At 44.7% G+C, this 20,593-nt stretch carries 16 protein-coding genes and 1 pseudogene; 10 read left to right on the forward strand and 7 right to left on the reverse strand.

Annotated elements, in window-relative coordinates:
* Window positions 1-95: 95 nt before the first annotated feature.
* Window positions 96-332, forward strand: coding sequence for a 50S ribosomal protein L28 (gene rpmB / locus QUA44_RS25605; protein WP_333255568.1), 237 nt, complete (start codon window positions 96-98; stop codon window positions 330-332).
* 78 nt (window positions 333-410) lie between these two features.
* Here the strand turns inward: rpmB and QUA44_RS25610 are convergent, their stop codons facing one another.
* From QUA44_RS25610 to proS, 3 genes are all read right to left on the reverse strand, one after another.
* Window positions 411-2,474, reverse strand: a complete 2,064-nt coding sequence (locus tag QUA44_RS25610; RefSeq protein WP_333255567.1) for an adenylate/guanylate cyclase domain-containing protein — start codon at window positions 2,472-2,474, stop codon at window positions 411-413.
* Between the two features lie 151 nt (window positions 2,475-2,625).
* On the reverse strand, window positions 2,626-5,598 hold the full coding sequence (locus QUA44_RS25615; RefSeq protein ID WP_333255565.1) for an adenylate/guanylate cyclase domain-containing protein: 2,973 nt from the start codon (window positions 5,596-5,598) through the stop codon (window positions 2,626-2,628).
* 185 nt (window positions 5,599-5,783) lie between these two features.
* Window positions 5,784-7,589 carry a proline--tRNA ligase gene (proS, locus tag QUA44_RS25620; protein ID WP_333255563.1) on the reverse strand — a complete coding sequence of 602 codons (1,806 nt, stop codon included), beginning with the start codon at window positions 7,587-7,589 and terminating at the stop codon, window positions 5,784-5,786.
* A 118-nt stretch (window positions 7,590-7,707) separates the two neighbouring features.
* Between proS and QUA44_RS25625 the strand changes: the two genes are divergently transcribed.
* From QUA44_RS25625 to QUA44_RS25645, 5 genes and pseudogenes are all read left to right on the forward strand, one after another.
* On the forward strand, window positions 7,708-7,989 hold the full coding sequence (locus QUA44_RS25625; protein ID WP_333310008.1) for a hypothetical protein: 282 nt from the start codon (window positions 7,708-7,710) through the stop codon (window positions 7,987-7,989).
* A gap of 260 nt (window positions 7,990-8,249) precedes the next feature.
* Window positions 8,250-9,239 (forward strand): hypothetical protein, encoded by a 990-nt coding sequence (locus tag QUA44_RS25630; RefSeq protein ID WP_333255561.1) that lies wholly within the window; start codon window positions 8,250-8,252, stop codon window positions 9,237-9,239.
* Between the two features lie 57 nt (window positions 9,240-9,296).
* Window positions 9,297-9,677: pseudogene (locus QUA44_RS25635) on the forward strand (hypothetical protein); the annotation flags it as partial.
* A gap of 409 nt (window positions 9,678-10,086) precedes the next feature.
* Window positions 10,087-13,212, forward strand: a complete 3,126-nt coding sequence (locus QUA44_RS25640; RefSeq protein WP_333255557.1) for an MFS transporter — start codon at window positions 10,087-10,089, stop codon at window positions 13,210-13,212.
* A 382-nt stretch (window positions 13,213-13,594) separates the two neighbouring features.
* A complete protein-coding gene (locus QUA44_RS25645; protein ID WP_333091580.1) occupies window positions 13,595-14,074 on the forward strand; it encodes an orange carotenoid protein N-terminal domain-containing protein in 480 nt (159 codons plus the stop codon).
* A 271-nt stretch (window positions 14,075-14,345) separates the two neighbouring features.
* On the opposite strand, the gene QUA44_RS25650 is transcribed toward QUA44_RS25645, so the two are convergent.
* The 4 genes from QUA44_RS25650 to QUA44_RS25665 form a co-directional block, all read right to left on the reverse strand.
* On the reverse strand, window positions 14,346-15,020 hold the full coding sequence (locus tag QUA44_RS25650; RefSeq protein ID WP_333255555.1) for an acetoacetate decarboxylase family protein: 675 nt from the start codon (window positions 15,018-15,020) through the stop codon (window positions 14,346-14,348).
* A gap of 331 nt (window positions 15,021-15,351) precedes the next feature.
* Window positions 15,352-16,833: an S-layer homology domain-containing protein gene (locus tag QUA44_RS25655; RefSeq protein WP_333255551.1), complete on the reverse strand. Its 1,482-nt coding sequence runs from the start codon at window positions 16,831-16,833 to the stop codon at window positions 15,352-15,354.
* Window positions 16,834-16,919: 86 nt separating this feature from the next.
* A complete protein-coding gene (locus tag QUA44_RS25660; protein WP_333255549.1) occupies window positions 16,920-17,909 on the reverse strand; it encodes a DUF6263 family protein in 990 nt (329 codons plus the stop codon).
* Window positions 17,910-17,913: 4 nt separating this feature from the next.
* The gene (locus QUA44_RS25665) at window positions 17,914-18,606 is read right to left on the reverse strand and encodes a polysaccharide deacetylase family protein (protein ID WP_333255547.1); all 693 of its coding nucleotides are present in this window, start codon (window positions 18,604-18,606) and stop codon (window positions 17,914-17,916) included.
* Between the two features lie 80 nt (window positions 18,607-18,686).
* Between QUA44_RS25665 and QUA44_RS25670 the strand changes: the two genes are divergently transcribed.
* Genes QUA44_RS25670 through QUA44_RS25685 form a run of 4 tightly spaced genes read left to right on the forward strand, consistent with a single transcriptional unit; the run spans window position 18,687 to window position 20,290 of the window.
* Window positions 18,687-18,980 (forward strand): DUF433 domain-containing protein, encoded by a 294-nt coding sequence (locus QUA44_RS25670; RefSeq protein ID WP_333255545.1) that lies wholly within the window; start codon window positions 18,687-18,689, stop codon window positions 18,978-18,980.
* Window positions 18,977-19,348: a DUF5615 family PIN-like protein gene (locus QUA44_RS25675; protein ID WP_333255543.1), complete on the forward strand. Its 372-nt coding sequence runs from the start codon at window positions 18,977-18,979 to the stop codon at window positions 19,346-19,348. Before QUA44_RS25670 ends, QUA44_RS25675 begins: the two co-directional genes overlap by 4 nt.
* Window positions 19,341-19,526: a hypothetical protein gene (locus QUA44_RS25680; RefSeq protein WP_333255541.1), complete on the forward strand. Its 186-nt coding sequence runs from the start codon at window positions 19,341-19,343 to the stop codon at window positions 19,524-19,526. The genes QUA44_RS25675 and QUA44_RS25680 overlap by 8 nt, the downstream gene beginning before the upstream one ends.
* Entirely contained in the window at window positions 19,523-20,290 is a 768-nt protein-coding gene (locus QUA44_RS25685) for a ChaB family protein (RefSeq protein ID WP_333255539.1), read from the forward strand. Before QUA44_RS25680 ends, QUA44_RS25685 begins: the two co-directional genes overlap by 4 nt.
* Window positions 20,291-20,593: the final 303 nt, after the last annotated feature.

The raw sequence follows: 20,593 nt of genomic DNA on the forward strand, positions 1-20,593 counted from the left end.
TCTTGTCCCCCCTTTTTTTGGGGGGGCTAGGGGCGTAGTCCGCGATTGCTCTATAATAAAAGGCTGCATCACAAACAAGTAGTCTGGAGGGCAATATGTCACGGAAATGTCAGCTAACGGGGAAGAAGGCGAATAACGGTTTTGCGGTTTCTCACTCGCACCACCGCACTCACAAGTTGCAAGGCGCAAATTTGCAGTGGAAGCGGGTTTGGTGGCCGCAGGAGAAGCGCTGGGTAAGATTGCACCTTTCTACAAAGGCGATTAAAACCTTGCAACACAAGGGTTTGGAAATCATGGCGAAGGAAGCTGGAATTAATCTTTACAAGCTTTAAAAAACTTGGCTAAATTAAAATGAGGGCGATCGCACATTTGAGAGTGCGATCGCCCTTACTTTTAGAGAAAAACCTTTACTAGAGCAATTTTCGGCATTGCAGTAAATAAGTAGTCATCTGGCCTTTGCCTTTAACTTCGATAAGGCCGCGGTTTTCAAAGAAATACTTTTCTCGCAATTGCTGATAAGTTGTTTCTGTTACCTGAATACTCCCTGGCTTGCCGTGAGATTCCATGCGGGAAGCGGTGTTAACGGTGTCTCCCCACAAATCGTAAATAAATTTTTTAATACCGATGACTCCGGCGACAACCGGGCCAGTGTTGATGCCGATTCTAATGCTGAAATCTTGATTGTGGATATTGCTGAAGTCAGTAATTGCCTGCTGCATATCGATGGCCATTTCTGCGATCGCTTCTGCGTGATCCGGGCGAGCAATTGGCAGCCCTCCAACTACCATGTAAGCGTCGCCAATCGTCTTAATTTTTTCCAAACCGTGTCTTTCTGCTAGGTTGTCAAATGTCGAAAAGATATCATTCAGCAAAGCAACTAATTCCGTTGGAGTAACTCGCGAACTGAGTTGAGTAAAGCCTACTATGTCCGCAAATAAGACAGTAACATCAGCAAAAGTGTCTGCGATCGTACTGTCTCCCCGCTTCAACCGATTTGCTATTTCTTCAGGCAAAATATTCAACAGCAAGCGTTCCGATTGTTCCTGTTGAACTCGCAGTGCACTTAAAGTATCATTCAGAGCATTAGTTCGTTCTTTCACTCTAAATTCCAACTCTTCATTCAGCTTGTAAAGCGCCATTTCAGCTCGCCTGCGGTCTGTGATATCCGTACCGATTGCCAGCATTCCCACAAAATTTCCTGCCGAGTCAAACAGCGGTTTATTTGCCCACGATACCCAAACCCGATCGCCGCTGCGCCGGATACTTTCATTTTCATTTCGCGTGTATTGTTCTGGGTTTTGCAAAATATCTCTCAACTTTGCTGCCAAGTCATTTCCTGTTGTATCTCTCTGGGGAATAATTGTTCCCACGGCGTTTTTGCCAATTATCTCTTTTTCATCGTAACCAAAAAAAATCTGTGCAAATTCGTTAAAAAAAGTAATATTTCCTTCCGTATCTAGTTTTAAAATAATGCTGTTAGCATTTTCCACTAATTCCCGATACTTAATTTCGCTTTGTCGCAGCGAATCCTCTGCTGAGGCGCGTTCGGCTACAGTGGCGGCCAACAGCAGCGATGTAACTACAATTACGCTCATAAAAGCCTGCAAAAATAAGATTGCCTGATTGATATTTTCCGCTTTGGCAATAAAAGGGCCACCTCCCTGAGAACCGCCCCAAATGGCGATACAGGATACAATGAAAGATGCTAAAACAGCCCCTACCTGGCCGAATTGAATGGTTGCCCAAATTACCAAGGGAAATGGCAAGTATTCGAGGGGATACCCGGAGAGATTACTTTCACTTTTTGAGTTGTAGACGAGCCAACTGACTGTTACTAATAACAGCAGGCATATTCCGGCACTGATTCGATTTACAATTGTTTGACTGCCTGTATTTTGTGGATGGCGTGTGGCTTGTTTTTGGTATATAATCAGCAGCAGGGGAGTAAAAATTACAACTCCCAATGTATCTCCAAGATACCAATTCCAGCGAATTGGCCAATATTCGCTCCACTCAATTAAACCAGTTACACCGAGGCGCAGCGTGCCGAGAGTGGAGTTAATTTGAGTGGCAACTACAGCACCGCAAAAGACTAAATTGACTACATCGATTAGCCGCTCAAGTGAGGGGCGAAAGTTGAGCTTTTGCAGCAAAGTAAAAGCGCATAAAGCTTGTAAACAAGCACAAAAAGCACTAATTATTGCAAGTGTTAAAGACACATTAAGGTTAATAGTTTCGTAAAAAAATACGCCTAAAGCTATTCCCGGCCAAACTCGCCGACCAAATAATAAAAGTGCAGCTTGTGCAATTCCTGCGGGCGGCCAGACGCAGGTAGCTAATTTATTTACGCCGGGGATTGAAACTGCTATTTTTGCTCCTAAAGCGTAAGCAAAGGCAATGGCAGCTATTTTTGCTAAGTATTGCCAATTTATAGATTGAGCAAATCGCAGAAACAGATTTTTGTTTTGGTTCATACTGAGCTTTATATTTTTAACTGGCTATGCCCACAGCCAAGACGATTAGGATCTAATTAATTGCATAAATATGAGCTGAACATTGTTTATTCCTTTTTCCCTCTGTTTTTCCTCTTCCTTCTTCCCTCTTCCTTCTTCCTTCTTCCTTCTTTTACAATTTAATGCCTGTGAGAAAATAAGTGTTCATTTCACCTTTGCCTTTGACTTCGATCGCGCCACGACTTTCAAATACATACTTGTACTGCAATATATCATAAGTTGCAGAGGTGACTTGAATGCTTCCCGGTAAGCCGTGGGATTCCATGCGGGAAGCGGTGTTAACGGTGTCTCCCCACAAATCGTAGATGAATTTTTTGATGCCGATGACTCCGGCGACAACTGGGCCGCTGTTGATGCCGATTCTGATGCTGACATCTTGATTTTGGGTGTGGCTGAAATCAATAATTGCCTGCTGCATATCCAGGGCCATTTGGGCGATCGCCTCTGCATGATCGCTACGGGGCACCGGCAGCCCTCCTACTACCATATAAGCGTCACCAATCGTCTTAATTTTTTCCAATCCGTGCTTTTGGGCTAGGCGATCGAAGGTAGAAAAAATGTCGTTAAGCAACGAAACTAATTCCGGCGGAGAAATTTGGGAACTAATTTGGGTAAAACCGACTATATCGGCAAACAATACTGTTACTTCGGCAAAAGTATCGGCGATGATGCTTTGGTCTTGTTTGAGTCTTTCGGCGATCGCTTGCGGCAACACGTTGAGCAGGAGGCGATCGGATTTTTCTTGTTCTAAGCGCAAAGCTGCCTCAGCTTCTTTGCGAGTTGTGATATCTTCAACAGTACCTTCGTAATAAAGCAAATTTCCATGTATGTCGCAGACAGTATAAGCATTTTCGGCAATCCAAATTATACTGCCATCTTGACGGTAAACTTGAGATTCCAAATCCGATACTTTGCCGTTACTTCGCATTAATTCTATGACTTCTGCCCGCTGTTCTGGGTCTACATATAGCTGGCGGTTGATATCAGTTAAATTTGCCATCAACTCCTCGCAGGAACTGTAACCATAAATGCGAATCAAAGCAGGATTGACGCTGAGATATTCCCCATCGGGAGTAGTTTGAAAGATGCCGACGATCGCATTTTCAAAAATGCTGCGGTATTTGGCCTCAGCTTGTCGCAGCGCTTTTTCAGCGCGCTGGCGTTCCCGCGCTTCCACTGCGAAAGTTACAGAATCTGTTAGAGAAACAGCGAAACTTTGTTCTTCAATAGTCCAATTGCGGGGCATTCCTACGTGTTCCAAACAGAGAATTCCTGCTATTTCTCCGCCTATTTGAATCGGGGTATCTAGCATGGAAGTGATGCCCAAGGGAATTAGGTAAAATTCCTCAAATTCTCTAGTTCTAAAATCTTTTTGCGCGTCAAAGGCAGCAATTGCGCGTTCTTCTCGCAGTGCTTGAAAATAGACAGGATAGTCTGCTTCTGCTAATTCCATACCCTTTGAGTGCTGCTTGGCGGTGCGATCGAACAAATCCAAGCACTCCATCTTAGATTTAGGGCGATCGTACAACCAGACACTCGATCGCGCAACTTCCAGAGTACGGCTAGCAGTTTCAGTTATTTCTTGAAGCGCTTTGGTTAAGTCCCCTTGATTCAGCGCTTTATTTTTGGCTAAATCAATTAATGCCGATTTCTGTTTCTGTAGCTGAATTTCGCTTTGTTTCAGGGCATTTGTCCGCTCTTCTACTCGTATTTCCAGCTTTTCATTCAACTTTTGCAAGGCTATTTCAGCTTTTCGGCGATCGGTGATATCTGTGCCGATGCAGAGGATGCCCTGGAGTTCCCCCGCTGCATCAAACAGCGGTTTATTTGCCCAAGATACCCAAATGCGAGATCCGTCACGCCGGATATTTTCATTTTCATAGTTAGTAAAGCGATCGGGATTTTGTAAAATTTCATTATAAACCAACTCTAAGTTATTCCCTTCGAGGTCGGTTTGGGGAATAATTGTTCCCACTGCATTTTTTCCAAGGATTTCTTCCTGATTGTAACCAAACAATATTTCGGCAAACTCATTAAAAAAAATAATTGTGCCTTTTGGCTCCAATTTGACAATAATGCTGTTAGCATTTTCCACCAAATCTCGATATTTAATTTCGCTTTCTCGCAGAGAATTTTCGGCTGCTGCGCGTTCGGCTACCGTCGCTGCCAATAACAGCGAAGTAATCGTAACTACAGCCATAAAAGCTTGTAAAAATAAAATAGCCTGACTAATATTTTCTGCTTTGGCTATAAACGGGCCACCTCCATTAGAACTGCCTAAAATTGCGATACTTGAGACAACTAACGATGCCAGAACAGCGGCCCGCTGACCGAATTGGAGCGCCGCCCAAATTATCAAAGGAAACGGCAAATATTCAAGGGGATAGCGAGAAAGAGAAGCGTCATTTTTTGACTCAAATACAAACCAGCTCACCCCAATTAATAATATCAACCATACTCCCCGCCAAATTAAATAATTTTTCGGAAGATGTGTTTTTATTTTTAAGCGATCTGCAGTTACTTGAGGACGAAAAATAATGAGGATTAAGGGAGTCAAAATCAAAACTCCCATTGCGTCACCCAACCACCAATTCCACCGAAGCGACCAATATTCTGACAAATCTACTTTGCCAGCCAAATATATGGAAAGCGCGCCGATAGTACAACTGATTTGAGTAGAAATTAGACCGCCAAACAAGATTAAATTAACTACATCTTTCAATCGTTCTAGAGAGGGACGAAACCCCAGCCAGCGCAGCACAGTTGCTGCAAAAACAGCTTGCAGAATAGCGCCAATGTTTCCTCCCAGCCAAAGTGCAAAGATCTGTTCAGTTGGGTTAACAAAATTGAGTATAAATATACCCAAAACAATCGCAGGCCAGACTTTTCTACCAAATAATAAAAGTCCGGCTTGTGCAATTCCTGCGGGCGGCCACACCGAGGAAGCAAAGGGATTGACACCTTGAATTGCAAATGCTAGTCTCGCCCCCACGGCGTAAGCGATCGCAACGACAGTTACTTGGGCTAAGTAGCGCCAAATTCGGGATTGAGGGAATCGAAGAAACTGACTTAGATTCAGATTCATATCGCACCTTACTACTCGTTAATTTAGGGTGCAGGCTGTGCACTTTGCTAGCTGCACATTCAGGATGCAGATCAAACCCACACACTTATGGTTTGATTGTTTTTTGAGATAAAATTTAAACGCATAACAACTGATATTTTGGGCTAATGCAAGGTGCGCGCCGCGCACCTTACTGTTATAACAACTTATTTGATGGCGGCATCAATCCAGTTTTTCAAAGTAGCATTAACTTCCTCAATGAGAATTTCATGGGATTTGTGAGTTGCTCTTTCCACAATTTCAACTTTACCTGATTTCAGCGAACGACCTGTAACAATGCGATAGGGAATGCCGATTAAATCGGCATCTTTGAATTTAACTCCGGCTCGTTCGTCGCGGTCATCTAACAGGGTTTCAATGCCAGATTGATTGAGTTCTGCGTAGAGTTTTTCGGCGACTTCTACTTGTTGGGCGTCGGAAATGTTGGGGATGCTAATGATGGCGTGATAGGGCGCGATCGCCACTGGCCAGATGATCCCGTCTTTGTCGTAGGATTGTTCTACGGCAGATTGAGCCAGCCGCGACACGCCGACACCGTAGCAGCCCATAATTAAGGGCATTTCTTCGCCTTGTTCGCTGGTGTAGGTGGCGCCCATTGCTTGCGAGTATTTGGTTCCTAATTGGAAGATGTGGCCGACTTCGATACCTCTGGCGCTTTGCAAGGTTTGTTCGGGATTGTGCACCGCCCGATCGCCCTTTTTGGCCGTTCTGACACCTACAACCGTTGCTGGTAGCGGAAATTCTTTGTTCCAATTAGCCCCTACAACGTGGTATCCTGACTCGTTAGAACCAGTGACAAAGTTGGTTAGATCGACTGCAGTGCGATCGACCAAACGCAAAAACTTAGAATTTACCTCCTTGCTTCCAGCGATATAATCATCAGCAAGATCCGGAGCCATATAACCCAGAGGCAAAGATTTAGTCGCCCATTTCCCCTGAGCTTCCGCATCAGGAACCGTCAAAAATAAAACAGTTTTAGCTTGATAATTTGGTGCTAACTTCGTCAATTCATTCAGCAACTTTACCTGATTCACATCTTGGTCGCCGCGAATACTTACCAATACCAAAACTGTAATACCGCTGTCATAAACAGCCTGATAAAGCACATTTTTGACAACTTGCGTCGGAGAGCATTTCAAAAACTTGCCCAGTTTATCAATTGTGTCAGTTCCCGGCGTTTCCCGCTTTTCAAAAGTTGCGAATGGCGACGGTTCCGCATCAGCAGGAATCGATACAGCCTTCTCCACATTAGCAGCATACTGACCATCTTCAGTATAAAGAACTTCATCCTCACCCGCTTCTGCCAGCACCATAAACTCTTGAGAGCCAGAGCCACCAATTGCACCAGAATCGGCATCTACTGCTCGGAATTCCAAGCCCGATCGGCGCAGCATATTGCTGTATGCTCGATCCATATCCTGATAAGTTTTTTTCAAACTTTCTTCGCTAGTATGAAAAGAATAGCCATCTTTCATAATAAACTCGCGACCGCGCATCAACCCAAAACGCGGGCGAATTTCATCGCGAAACTTAGTTTGAATTTGATAGAGATGCAAAGGCAACTGCCGATAGGAACGAACCATATCCTTAGCAATTGTAGTAATTACCTCTTCGTGAGTGGGGCCCAATCCCAACTCAGTATCGCGGCGGTCTGTGAGAGAAAACATGATACCTTCAGCTTGAGTGTAGGTATCCCAGCGACCGGATTCCCGCCACAAATCAGCAGGTTGCAGTTGCGGGAGAAGGCATTCTTGAGCGCCGGTAGCATCCATTTCTTCCCGCACAATTTGGGAGACTTTTTTGAGAACTCGCCACATCAAAGGCAGATAAGCGTAAATGCCGCTACCGATGCGCCGAATGTATCCCGCACGGAGTAATAGTTTGTGGCTGGGAATTTCTGCTTCTGCAGGGTCTTCCCGCAGGGTGACAAAAAGCATTTGAGAGAGTCGCATAGCTGATTTCCTTAAAATACCGGATGATTGTAATCTCAGATTAACTTCTGATATTATCAGAACTAAGCCAGATTTGATTAAATCTATGAACAAAATTTGGAAAAATTATCAAAAAGGTATGACAGCATTTGATAATTGTCACTCTCCTACTCTGCAATCTCAGTGGATTGCCTTAAAAGATGAAATAGGAGAATTTGTTAGGGAACCTAACTTGAGCGAAACTTGGGATGTTCTTCATGCTGCTGGTCGATTGGTGTACAAACTAATCGGAATTCCTTTAAATTTAGTTGCCTATCCTACTGTTTGCAAACACAGTCAACGTTTCGAGGAATACGGGTGTATTCGCAGCCGACGCAACTGCGAGGGTAAATGCTGCCAAAAGTTGACAGTTGATGGTTGATAGTTGATAATTAATAGTTGATTACTAGAGTTTTAAACAGTTGATATCTGATAATTTTGACGAGCAGATTTAACTGTTTTTAACTGGTTTAACTGGTTCCCAGCCAGAGCATGAAATTTTCCAGAAGCAGAGCCTCCGCTGCAACAATGGAGGCCGAGCCTGCCGATCTGCATTACCAGGTATAGCTTGGTAACGAGTAACGAGTAGCGAGTAGACGAGTAGTGGCGAGGTTTTTAAACACTTGATAGCTGACAATTCTCATGACTAGATTCATCCACGACCAATTCGCCAAACAGTATCTCAAAGAACTATTAACCCCTCTGGGCAAAGTCGAAACCAGCCTCGACATTGCTGGAGAAGTGAGGCAGATTGACGTTTTTTTTGCCCCCAAAGCGGAACCAGAAGTCGAAGCAACAGCCCTCGGCATTTTGGGTCAAATTGCAGCAAAACCCGCTGTATTGGAACCATTCCGCAGTCCTGTTCAAACTGGAGAAATTCGCAGTTGTTTGGGCAAACTATTTGATGTCCACGCCGAATATGAACGAGTCGCAGCCAGAGATAATAGCAGGATTGCAGAGGCAGACTTGCCACAACTCTGGATACTGTCGCCGACGGTTTCCGACGTTATGTTAGCTGGATTTGGAGCGATTCCCGAACCCGAAAATTGGGTAAATGGAGTTTATTTTCTGAGTCCGTCTCTGAAAGCAGCAATCATTGCCATTCACCAACTGCCCCGCACTCCCGAAACGCTGTGGCTGAGGATTTTGGGGAAGGGAAACGTGCAAAAGCAAGCTATTGCCGAATTGAGAGAATTACCCTCAGATAATTTCTTTCGGTTGAGCGCGTTAGAATTGTTGTACAACTTGCGAACGATTTTAGAAGTCCGTCAAGACATAGATCGAGAAGATCGGGAGTTAATTATGGAACTGTCACCCCTCTATTTGCAACGGCTTGAAGATGCAACTCAGCGAGGTATCCAGCAAGGTATCCAAGAAGGTATACAGCAAGGTATCCAAGAAGGTATCCAAGAAGGTATACAGCAAGGTATCCAAGAAGGTATCCAGCGCAGTCAACGCTTGATAGTTGAGAGTATGCTACAAGTGAAATTTGGCGAGATTGATGAAGAATTAGCCCAAATAATCGAGCCTTTGATTAAACTAGAAAGCCTCGATCGCGCGCGACTGATTAGGCAGCTCGAACGCCCGGAATTACTAGCTCGTTTTGCTCCCAAAAATCAAACGGAATCCTAACTCATCAGCGCGCTCTACAATCTGTAGGGGGCGCTAAATATCACTTTAATATTTATTATATATCGAGAAAATCGGGAGTTAATTATGGAACTGTCACCGCTCTATTTACAACGGCTTGAAGAAGCAACTCAGCGAGGTATCGAGCAAGGTATTCAGCGAGGTATCGAGCAATATTTTCAGCAAGGTATCCAGCAAGGTATCGAGCGAGGTTTTCAGCAAGGTTTTCAGCAAGGTTTTCAGCAAGGTTTTCAGCAAGGTAAACGCGAGATTATTGAGAGTATATTAGAAGTAAGATTTGGCGAAATCGATGAAGAATTAGCCCAAATAATTGAGCCTTTGATTCAACTAGAACCTCTTGAAAGCACGCGACTGAGTATGCAGCTCGAACGCCCGGAATTACTAGCTCGTTTTGCTCCCAAAAATCAAACGGAATCCTAAAAAGACAGCGCACTCTACGATATGTAGGGTGCGCCACATCGCACTTTATTAAGTAACCACGCCCTATTAATTACATAAAAAGTCTTGACGGCCCCTGTGATAATTACTAGCCATCGCCCCCGCCTCAAACCTGCATTTTTTGGGCGAACTCTACGGCTACTCCTCCCAAATCAACTCATTTCTGACTTTAGAGGGATTTATTTTTCCGCTTCCAGAGCCATAATCAGCAGTAAGGATGACATAACTAAAGAACTGATTTACTATTCATCCTTATTTTACGAATTAGGGCTTCCTTAAGATAAAGCCTGACGAAAAAAACCACCATCAAAAAAGTGTCCATTCCCCTAGTTAAATGTTAGGGGATAATTTCAATATGCCTGATTCGGCATCAAAATTTAGGAGGTAATTTATGTTTGAAAGCGAGTTATTAATGTCGCTGTACAGTCCCAAATTCAATATTGCCCAAATGCCGGTGCAAAGAGATGTCCCATTCCAGCACCCGGATGTCGCAGGGCTGATGTTTCTAAGTCCTCAGTTTTTCGTGGCATTAATCGCCGGGGTCATTATGGCTTTCGGCTTCCAATTCCTGTTAACAAATTTCTCGATTGCCGCCAAAATATCTAATTGGGACGACGCTTTACCCGATGATGATGACGATTCCGAAAGTTTTGGTACTAAAATTCGGAAGACTGAAGGTCTAGTGGGCGGTTGGATTTTAGTCACAGTTAACATAGCTTTATTTGTAGCTTGTTTTCTGGCAGTCAAATTAACTTCAATTTCCTCGGTAGATGGAGCGGCAATTATTGGTATTGTCATCTGGGCTGCGTACTTTTTAACCCTGGTATGGCTCGGTTCTAGCGCCGTAGGTTCGATGATTGGTTCCTTGATAAAAACTGCTTTTTCAGGCATTCAAGGCGTCATGGGTACTGCCGGTTCAGCGATCGGCGGCAAGATGGCAGGCGACCAAATGGTCAATACTGTGGAAGCATCTGTGGCTGCTGTCCGCCGCGAATTGAGCTCGGCTGTAGACCCGGAGAGCATTCGCGAAACACTGCAAGATTATGTGGGTTCTTTGCAGTTGCCGAAGTTGGATGTCAAGGAAATTCGCGGTCAATTTGAAAAGTTACTGGGGGATGCCGATATCAAATCTCTGGCGGGAACCGATGTTTTAAAAAATGTTAACCGCCAGACTTTTGTGGATTTGATTAGCAGCCGCAGTGATTTTTCTCAAGAAGAAATAAATCAAGTTGCCGACCAACTCGAAGGCGTTTGGAAGCAAACATTTGGCAAGCAGCAAGAAAAGAAAGACCCGAATTTAGAGTTAGTTGATTTTCTCAAGTTTGCGGCTCCCGATTTGCTGAAGTCTGACGAACTTAACGCCAAGCTGTCTCAAATTCTGGAAAATCGGGACAACAAATCGGAGTCCAGCGGGGGCATGAACCGGGCGATGCAGTTGGGTGTGGAAGCTCTGGTTGGCACTGTTTTGTCGCGGACTGATTTGTCTGATTTGGATGTTGAAAAAATCTCTGGTCAGTTGCAGCAACTAACTGCAAAAGGAAAGGAAAAAGCTAAGTCTTTGAGCGAGAAGGTGGGCGATAAATTGCCTGCACTGCCTTTCAATACAGCTAAGGCTGATGTGGAAAATTACTTACTGAATACTCAACCTTGGCATCTCAACCGAGAAACTATCAAGCAGGAATTTAGGGATGTTATTTACGATCCCGAAGCTTCTCCGGGGGCAGTTTTGCGCCAGTTAGAGATGTTTAATCCTGAGTATTTTGTAGGGATTTTGGGCCGCCGCGAGGGGTTTAGTCAGGAACAGGCGACGGAAATTGCCGAACAGCTTGAAGGTGTCCGTCAAGAAGTTTTGGGCATTGTTCGAGATGCTGCTGGTGAGGAACAGTCTCAAGATTTACGCAGCCGGATTGAGAATTATTTGCGATCGACTGGTAAGGAAGAATTGAATCCTGAAGGTATCGAGAAGGACTTCCAAGCGCTTTTGGACGATCGCGATGCTGGTTTTGAGGCTTTGCGCGATCGCCTGTCGCAATTTGACCGCGATACTTTGGTGCAGTTGCTCGGCCAGCGGGAAGATTTCAGTCCAGAGGAAGCAGATCAGTTAATCGGCCGACTGGAAAGTTCGCGCGATCGCGTAATTGGCAAATCTCAAGAATTGCAAGAGCAAGCGCAATCGAAAGCGCAAGAATTGCGCCAAAAGGTAGAAGAGTATCTCCGCAATACTAACAAGGAAGAGCTCAATCCTGAAGCGATCGAACGCGAGTTTCAAACGCTGTTAAGCGACCCGGAAGCGGGATTGAAAGCGCTGAGAGAACGCTTGTCTCAATTCGACCGCGATACGCTGGTGCAACTGCTGTCGCAGCGCCAAGACCTCAACGAAGAACAGATAAATGGGGCGATCGACAAAATCGAATCCGTGCGCGACAACATTGTCCACGCACCGCAGATAGTGGCGGATAAAGCTAAGGAACAGTACGAGGAAGTTACTGGCAAAATTGGTGAGTACCTACGGAATACCAACCTGGAAGAACTCGATCCTGAAGGTCTGAATCGGGATTTGACCAAATTGTTTGAAAATCCGAAAGAAGGCGCTTTGGCGCTGCGGGAAAGGCTGTCTCAGGTCGATCGCGAAACCTTAGTCAAGTTGCTTTCGCAGCGGGAAGATTTGAGCGAAGAACAAATCAATCGGACGATAGATCGCGTGCAAGATTCGATTCGCAGCATCGTGAAATCGCCCCGTCGTTTGGCATCTCGCGCTCAAAAAACTGTCAAGGATTTCCAAGGAAGTTTGGAAAATTACTTGCAGAATACCAACAAGGAAGAGCTCAATCCTGACGGTATCAAGCGCGATTTGCAGTTGCTGTTTAGCGAGCCGGGAACGGGGATGCAAAGTTTGGGCGATCGGCTCAAGCACTTCGATCGCGGTACGCTGGTAGCCTTGCTGTCGCAGCGGGAAGACATCTCCGAAGAGGAAGCTAACCAAATTGCCGATCGTATCGAATCTGTCCGCAACGAATTTGTCGAACAACTTCAAATGGTGCAAGACAAGTTCCAGTCGGCAATTGACGGTATTTTCGCGAAAATTCGGGATTACCTCAATTCGCTCGATCGACCAGAACTCAACTACGAAAGCATTAAGCGAGACTTCCGCAAAGTGTTTGACGACCCGCAGGCCGGATTTGACGCGATTAAAGAGCGTTTAGGCGAGTTCGATCGCGGTACTTTAGTCGCAGTAATTAGCTCTCGCTCCGATATTTCAGAAGGCCAAGCTAACAAAATTATCGACCAAATTGAAGGAGCCAGGGACAGCGTGCTGTCGCGCTCGGAACGCCTGCAAGAGCAAGCCAAAAAACGCATTAAAGATATCAAGAAAAAGACCAAGCAGCAAGCAGAAGATGCGCGCGAAGCTGCAGCAACTGCTGCTTGGTGGCTGTTCGGTACGGCTCTAACTTCTGTGGTTGTTTCGGCTCTGGCTGGAGCAATAGCAGTCGGCGGTATTTCGGGTTTGTTTAGCTAGAATTTCAACAAGTTTCAATTAAAATTCTCCTGATTCTAGGCTGGCTGTTCGCCAGCCTATTTTTTTGGGAATAATAGCGTATTCGCTCCAACGGCAAAAAATGTTCGAGCGATCGCACTTACGTACTCAAAAATGAACAAAAACTGAATTGCGATCGATCGAACTTGACGCTCTCAATCTAATTGACCTGAGACACACCGCATCATCCTTTAGTTGTAAACTTCCTACCACCTTCGGAGCCGCCACCACTAATTACTGTCGGGTTCATCTCTACCTTCAGCAAGATTCTAGCCTCCCTATTTATTTGATAACTTTTATTCAGTAGCAAAACAAGTTTTTGCCATAAACAAACAGAGCAATACATATTATTTTGGAGACTGAAATGACATTTTCTACTACCAGCGCCTACGACCAAGGAAAAGCCGATATGCAGAGCTTGAATGTAGACGATCAATTAGGTTTGCTGTGGTTTGTTTACACCGAAATGGGCAAGTCAATCACGCCAGCGGCTCCCGGTGCTGCCGGTTCCGAAATTGCTGAGGGTTTGTTCGAGCAAGTCAAGCCGCTGCCCAAGGAAGAACAACTGCAAGTAATGCGCGACATTGCCTCAAAAGCCAATACTGAAATCAGCCGGATGTACGGCTCGATGAGCCCTGAAACCAAGCTGGCTTTTTGGTACTTCCTGGCAGTAGGAATGGACGAAGGAACTATTATTCCCGTACCTTCCGACTACAAACTTCCCGAAGCTGGAAATGCTTTATTAGCAAAGATTAAGGGCATGGATTTTCAGCAGCAAATTGATTTCCTGCGCGGTACAGTTTTAGAAATGGGTGCTGAAGCCGCTTCAGGGGCTGGAATTTAATATCAAATCCTCTCTTCATCGGAGTAGTAAATTCACGGTTGACTGTTGAATGTTGAATGTTGACTGTTGAATGTTAACTGTTAACAGTTAACATCATGTATGAGTGCAACCGGAATTGATTTAATTTCAGTACAATCAGCACGAGCAATCAGAAACCAGTTTTTTTTGCAAACATACTGCATCAACGCTTTTAATGGTGCAAAAGGTTGGTTTAATATTGACCTGCAATTCCTGCGTAAAGCGGGAATTGCAGGTCAATAGCAATTTCCAGCTAATAACTGAATTCAGCAGCTATGTTTCCCACAACTTCCGGCGCACCTGCCATTAAACGCATATGTTCACAGGCCACTGTAAGCAAGGGCTGACCTAAGTTTAAACTGGCAAAATGACTTTCTTCAGTTACTTCTAATTTACCTTTAATCAAACCGAGTCGAGACTGAAATTCTCCTTTGAATAGTAGCAAATTTCTGCGATCGGTGCTGAAAACATTTCCGCTAAAAGATACAGGTAGCGCTAAACTTGGTTGACTGTAATTGAGACTGCACAGTTGACGGTTTGCTTGGCTAACTGTAACTCGGTAGCCTAGCGGTGTTGCTTTTACCGAATCGTTACCTTCCCAACTAAATTGAGCTAATTCTTTAGGGAGTCCCCAAATTGCGCGCCCGCCGGCTACCGAGTTAGGGTTGTCTACGTAGATGTGGGAAATCCAAGCGCCCCATTTTCCTGCATAATTGGCGATCGCGCTTACGACAATTAACTCATTGTACTCCATCACGGAACCCAATCCGTAGGAGGATATATAAACTCCACCTAGGGTTTTTCCGGGCAATACAGAGACTATTTCTAACTCAGATGGAACCAAGGGACGCACCCGTGCCACATCTATTAATTGTAAAGTCTGAACAGCATAACCTTGCAAATTCCAAGGTGCAGGTGGATATACCATTTTCAGGGATTTTATGTGGGATATTTTATACTTATTTTAGCTCAACTTCTAAAACAGCAACTGGTTTTGGTATTTATTTATAAAGTTTTTGGAAAATTATTTAAGTCTTAATGTTTATAGTCTCAAAAAGTACAAAGTAAAAACCTTTGCCGAAAATCAACCCTCAGATAGCATTAGCGTAGAATATCGCCGTCCTGATGTTGGCGGAACTTTCGAGTGTTACCTTCCTGGGGAGAAAGTCTTGAAAGTTCCCTTCCTTAAGGCGAAAACATGAGTCGTTCAACCTCAAACCCTACTCCCCTTTTAAAAGGGGATTTAGGGGGTTCTTTATCTACTTAGTCGCATATCCCGTACTCACCAAAAACTCGCGCAATTTCGCAAAGAATTGATTGCGATCGCGCCCTTGATAAACTTTGTCCAACAATTGCCAACCTTCTGCCTCCTGGCCCGCAACATACTTGCTGGCCATGAAAGCGGCCAACACCCCTTTTACCTCTGCATCTTCGCTCGATCGCTTTCTAGATTCCAGCCACAGTTCAGCAGAATTCGTGTATACTTCTACGGGATACTGCTTAGTAACATCTTCCATTTTACCTTGGCGGTACTGCCAAATTTGCAGCGGCAACCGAGAATCCGCATAATTTGTAAAAGCCTCTGCAAATCGCCCGTCTAGACTCTTGAACTCCGGGATATCATTTTTGCCAAAATCGACAATTTCGTAGCTGACATTGCCCCAAAAATGCTTGATGTGAGCGTATTTTTTGGCTGCTGAGTCGTAGCGGTAAATAAACGAATAATTGCAGCAGCGGACACCGCTATTGATTGAGACTAAATCTGCCAGCACTTCCGGTTCTTTGTCGCCGTCAAAATCGCGGATTCGCACCGATAACAAACGCCCTTCTGATACTTCTTCGTTGGCTTTTTTATCAGGATTGTCTACTAGAGAACGAGTCGGAATTAGCACTGGTTCGTCTAATAAAGTTTGACCGTCTCGGATAATTTTGAGGCGGATATTTTTGGCATTTTCTCCTTCTTTGATGAAAGAAACTTCTGCCCTAATATTCCCAGATTCCGAGGTTTCTGTGGTTCTCGCCGGGCCGACATTCGTTGGGACTTGGGCGATGTATTGCGAGGGAACTAAGGCTGTTTGTCCGGGTTTGGCGATCGCCTGACACAAGAAAGTTGCTACTTCGGCGCGGGTAGCATTGCGCGTAGGTTCTAGCTGTTTGACGGCGGGATAATTGACCACAAGTTGTTTTTCTGCGGCGGCGGCGATCGCATTTCTTGCCAATTCTGGAATTTCCGGCGCATCTTCAAAAGTCGCATCCAAAATCTCAGCCGCTGGCCCTGTAGGCGTATATTTCAAGCCGCTGCTTAATGCTACCAAAACCTGCCAGCGGGGAATGTTAAGAGTCGGGTTAAAAATACTGCCGCTGTAACCGGACAAAAAACCCGTCTGATAAGCTTCTCGAATTGGTTTATAACCCCAGTAGTTCGTGGGAATATCTGCAAAGTCGATCGGATTGCGGACGGTTTTTGCATCTGGAAAAGCCCTACGCAGCATTGCCGCAAACTCAGCGCGGCTGACTGGGCGGTTCGGGCGAAAACTGCCGTCTTCGTAGTAGCCACTGATGATTTTTTTGTCTGCTAATTCTTCTATGCAACCTTGGGCCCAATGGTTTTTAACATCCTGAAATTTGGCCTCGGCCAATGCCGGGGCTACATTCAGGCCTGGAAACACTAAATTTCCGATGATTGTGCCCAAAGCTGCGACTAAAGCGATGACAGCTTGACGTTTGTGCGATCGAACCATAGAACAGCCTCCTCTACTTGCTTTGTTTGCGATCGAAATTTTCGTAATTTTTAGATCGTATCAGGTATGTTAGCCAGATTTAAGACCTACTTAGAATCTAAAGTCATCTCCATCAGCATTTTTGTTTTCATTGTTAATTCTTTTGGATTCCCTGCAACTTTAATAGTCATTTCAGAATTAGAATTGATAGAGACGACAGAACGAACAGGCATTAATTGATCCAGTCGCATTATCACTTCTCCCTGACCCTGAGACACAAAAGATTTTATGGCCATATTAGAGCCAGCAGGTAATTGGGGTAAAGTCATATTTTGGGGATTTGCTTGTTGTTCTACGCTAGTTTTGAGAGTAGCAACTCCATCTTGCAAGCCAATCAATTCATAGGTAGCAGTTTGATTCACATTCATGCCACTGACATTAGATGGAAAAGAGATGCGCCATTTAGCGCCTTTTCCAACTGCTTCTGCCGGCAGAGGCGAGGCAAGCTGTTGTAAAGATTTAGACATATTTTGAACCATTTGTTTGGTGTTGTTGTCCGCTTCTTCCGGCAAAGTAAAGCTACCTCCTTTACTCGCGCCCCGACTATCCATGATGAAAGAACCTTTCAATCCAACTAACTTTTTAACTGCCGATCGCATACTATCCAGGGCCGCAGTTGGCAAATTTGGAGTATCAGCAGCAATATCTGCGCTAGCGTATGAAAAATCGTAGTGAATATCTCCATTGGCATCAATTTTAGTGGCTTGTGTGTCTATAGTTAAGACCATAGTCGGAACTTTATTCACATTCGTACTTCTGTCGGCTGTAGACACTTCCATCTCCATTTTTACAACCATAGTAGTCGTTTGTTTAACACCTAAATTTGGTTTTAAACGCAACTGTTGTCGGGGTTCCACTCCCGGATTTACCAGTTCGACTTGAGGGCGTTTCGAGTCGATCGCAGGCACGGACAGGTCACTGGCTGGCTGCTGTACGACAAGTGGGGTTTTAGCACTGAGGGAAGCAGGAGAAAGCCCGATCGCCAATCCCGTACTTGCCAAACAAAGAGATGCTACAAACAGTGTTTTTTTGAGCATGATTTTAATTTGCCTTTATTGCTTGAATGTTTGCCTGTTGCCAAAGTCGATCGATTGTTACAAACTTGTAACCTTTATATAATAGCAGTGGAATTATTTTATCAGCAGAAGCCGCGACATCTTCACCACCGCAATAACCGTCGTGAAGTACAATAATTGAACCGTTTTCTGTTTGCTGCACCACGCGACTCATAACTTTCATCACCCCCGGCCGCACCCAATCTTCCGGGACAACACTCCACATTACCGGGCGATATTCCCACTGCTGCAATAATTCTAATGTTCGCGGTATAAAAATGCCATTCGGCGGCCGCACGTCGCGGATTAATTTGGGGTCTAAATCGCAAGCTTTGCTAATAGCTTTTTGCGTATCTTCTAAACTGTGTTTTAGTTCATGGGTTTTGAGTTTGGCAAACGATACGTGCTGGTAGCCGTGGAGACCTATCCAGTGTCCGCTATCGTACACTTCTTTGGCAATTTCTGGATGTCTGTCAACGCAAAATCCCAGCCAGAAAAAACTTGCTTTGATGTCGTATTTATCTAAAATTTTCAGTAGTTGAGGTGTGTGCTGCAGGTGCGGCCCGTCGTCAAATGTTAGGGCTATTTCTCGGCTGTTGATATCTCCCGTCCACAGACATCCGGGAAAAGTAGATTTGAGAATCGGGTGAACGACAGGAAACAAAGGTGCTAGTGGCATTGGTTAATGTTGCGAAAGTGCGATCGGGTAGAAATGAAGCTGCGCTACAATAGAATAAAGTTAACTCAATCGAGGTAAATATGACAACTGCCGTTGATATAGGAACGCTAATTGTCCGTACGCCTGGAACTTGCGGGGGCTGCCCCCGCATCGCAGGTACAAGAATGTCCGTTCGGAGCATAGCAATTGACTACAAAGCAGGAATGACTCCTGAAAAAATTGCTGAAGAATTTCCGCATTTGACGTTAGCACAAATTTATGCAGGCTTGGCTTATTATCACGCTAATAAAGATGAAGTTGAGGCGGAGATAGTGGCGTACTACGAAGAATGCAAGTATTGGGAAACTGAATACATGGCAGGTAATTTATCGTGAGTAAAATTAGTCTCTATATTGATGAAGATTCGGGTAATCTTTCGCTGGTAGAATCTTTGCGTAATTCTGCTGTAGAGGTGATGACTACCTCAGACGCGAACAAACTTAGCTCTTCAGATGAGGAGCAGCTAATCTGGGCAACTGAGCAAGGGCGCGTCATTTACAGTTCTAATATGGGAGATTTCTGTCGTTTGCACAGAACTTTTGCTGAACAAAAAAGAACTCATTCAGGAATTATTGTTGTACCCAGACAAAATTACTCAGTAGGCGCTCAGTGGCGGGGAATATTGAATTTAATGGCGGCTAAGTCAGCAGAGGAAATGATAAATAAACTAGAATATTTGGGGGCTTATATCAGAGATGAATAAGTCTCTGTCAGAGTTGAGTGATCGCCACTTACAAAATTCCTTAACTCTTTTGATAGAGCCTCAAACTATCTCCGATCGCATTCACCTCTCTCTCAAGATCGATGCGATCGCCCTACAGTGTCCTCCTATACTAAATACCAGCACAACTAATCAAAAAATTATCAAGGAGAAACAATGACAGAGGAATATCTAGCAGAACGCACAGTTTCAGCCGTATTTAAGGAAGAAGAACAATTAGACGGCGTAATTCGGCGGTTGCTCGATCGCGGAGTATCCCGCGACCACATTTCCGTAATGGGCAAAAACTTTCAGTCCAAAACTAAAATTGCCGGCTTTCTGACTAAAAAAGATGTAATTTTAGGAGGCTTGCGAAGCGGAGCGATTTTTGGTTCCTTATTCGGTTCTTTTTTGGGTTTGCTAACTGGCGTGGGCGTGCTGTTTATTCCCTTTGTCGGTGCAGTAGTATCCGCAGGCCCGCTGGGTGCTGTACTGTTGGGTGCAGCTAGCGGCGCGATCGCAGGTTCGGCCGGTGCGGGTCTAGTTTCCGCTTTAGTCGCTTTGGGAATGCCCGAAGACAAAGCAACTATCTATCAAACCCGCGTCGAAGCAGGCGAATTTCTCGTGATGGCAGAAGTCGCCGCAGATAAATCTGGCGAATTTCAACTATTGCTAGAAAGTGCAGGTGGCGAAGAAGTTTCAGTTAGCGAGATGACGCTACCACGCGCCGTCAAAGGTCGCTGCAACAGTCCGGCAGACTTATCTCCAGAAGTGCGATCGCACCTGTCGGAAGCAGCACAAAAAACCTTTATCGAATCCTACAACACCGCATTTGACGAAAGCAACGACTCGATACAAGCAGAACACACCGCCTGGGAAGCCATTCATCAGGAGTACGAAGAAAATGAAACCGGCGTTTGGACTAAGCCTTTAGCGAAAGTCTAGTCTTCCAATCGCAGTAAACTAATAAAAAATACCATCAAGCCTCTAGAACTGCGGTGCTGGAGGCTTTGACGATTTGAGATTTGAGATTTGAGATTTTATAATTGTGCAAGACTTAATTAGATTTTAGATTTTATAATTGTAAACAACTTAATTTTTAATAATAATTTGGGAATAGCTGAAAGTCTCATGATTTTTTGAAAGTGGTATTGCACTAGGTTGCGTTGTCACTGTAGTTTAGACTAAAAAATGATTGCAGCCAAAAGTAGCCGCCTTAGAATATCCGGCAAGCTGTTACTCAAAAAC

This window comes from Microcoleus sp. N9_A2 (assembly GCF_036701775.1).
Taxonomy (GTDB): Bacteria; Cyanobacteriota; Cyanobacteriia; order Cyanobacteriales; family Microcoleaceae; genus Microcoleus.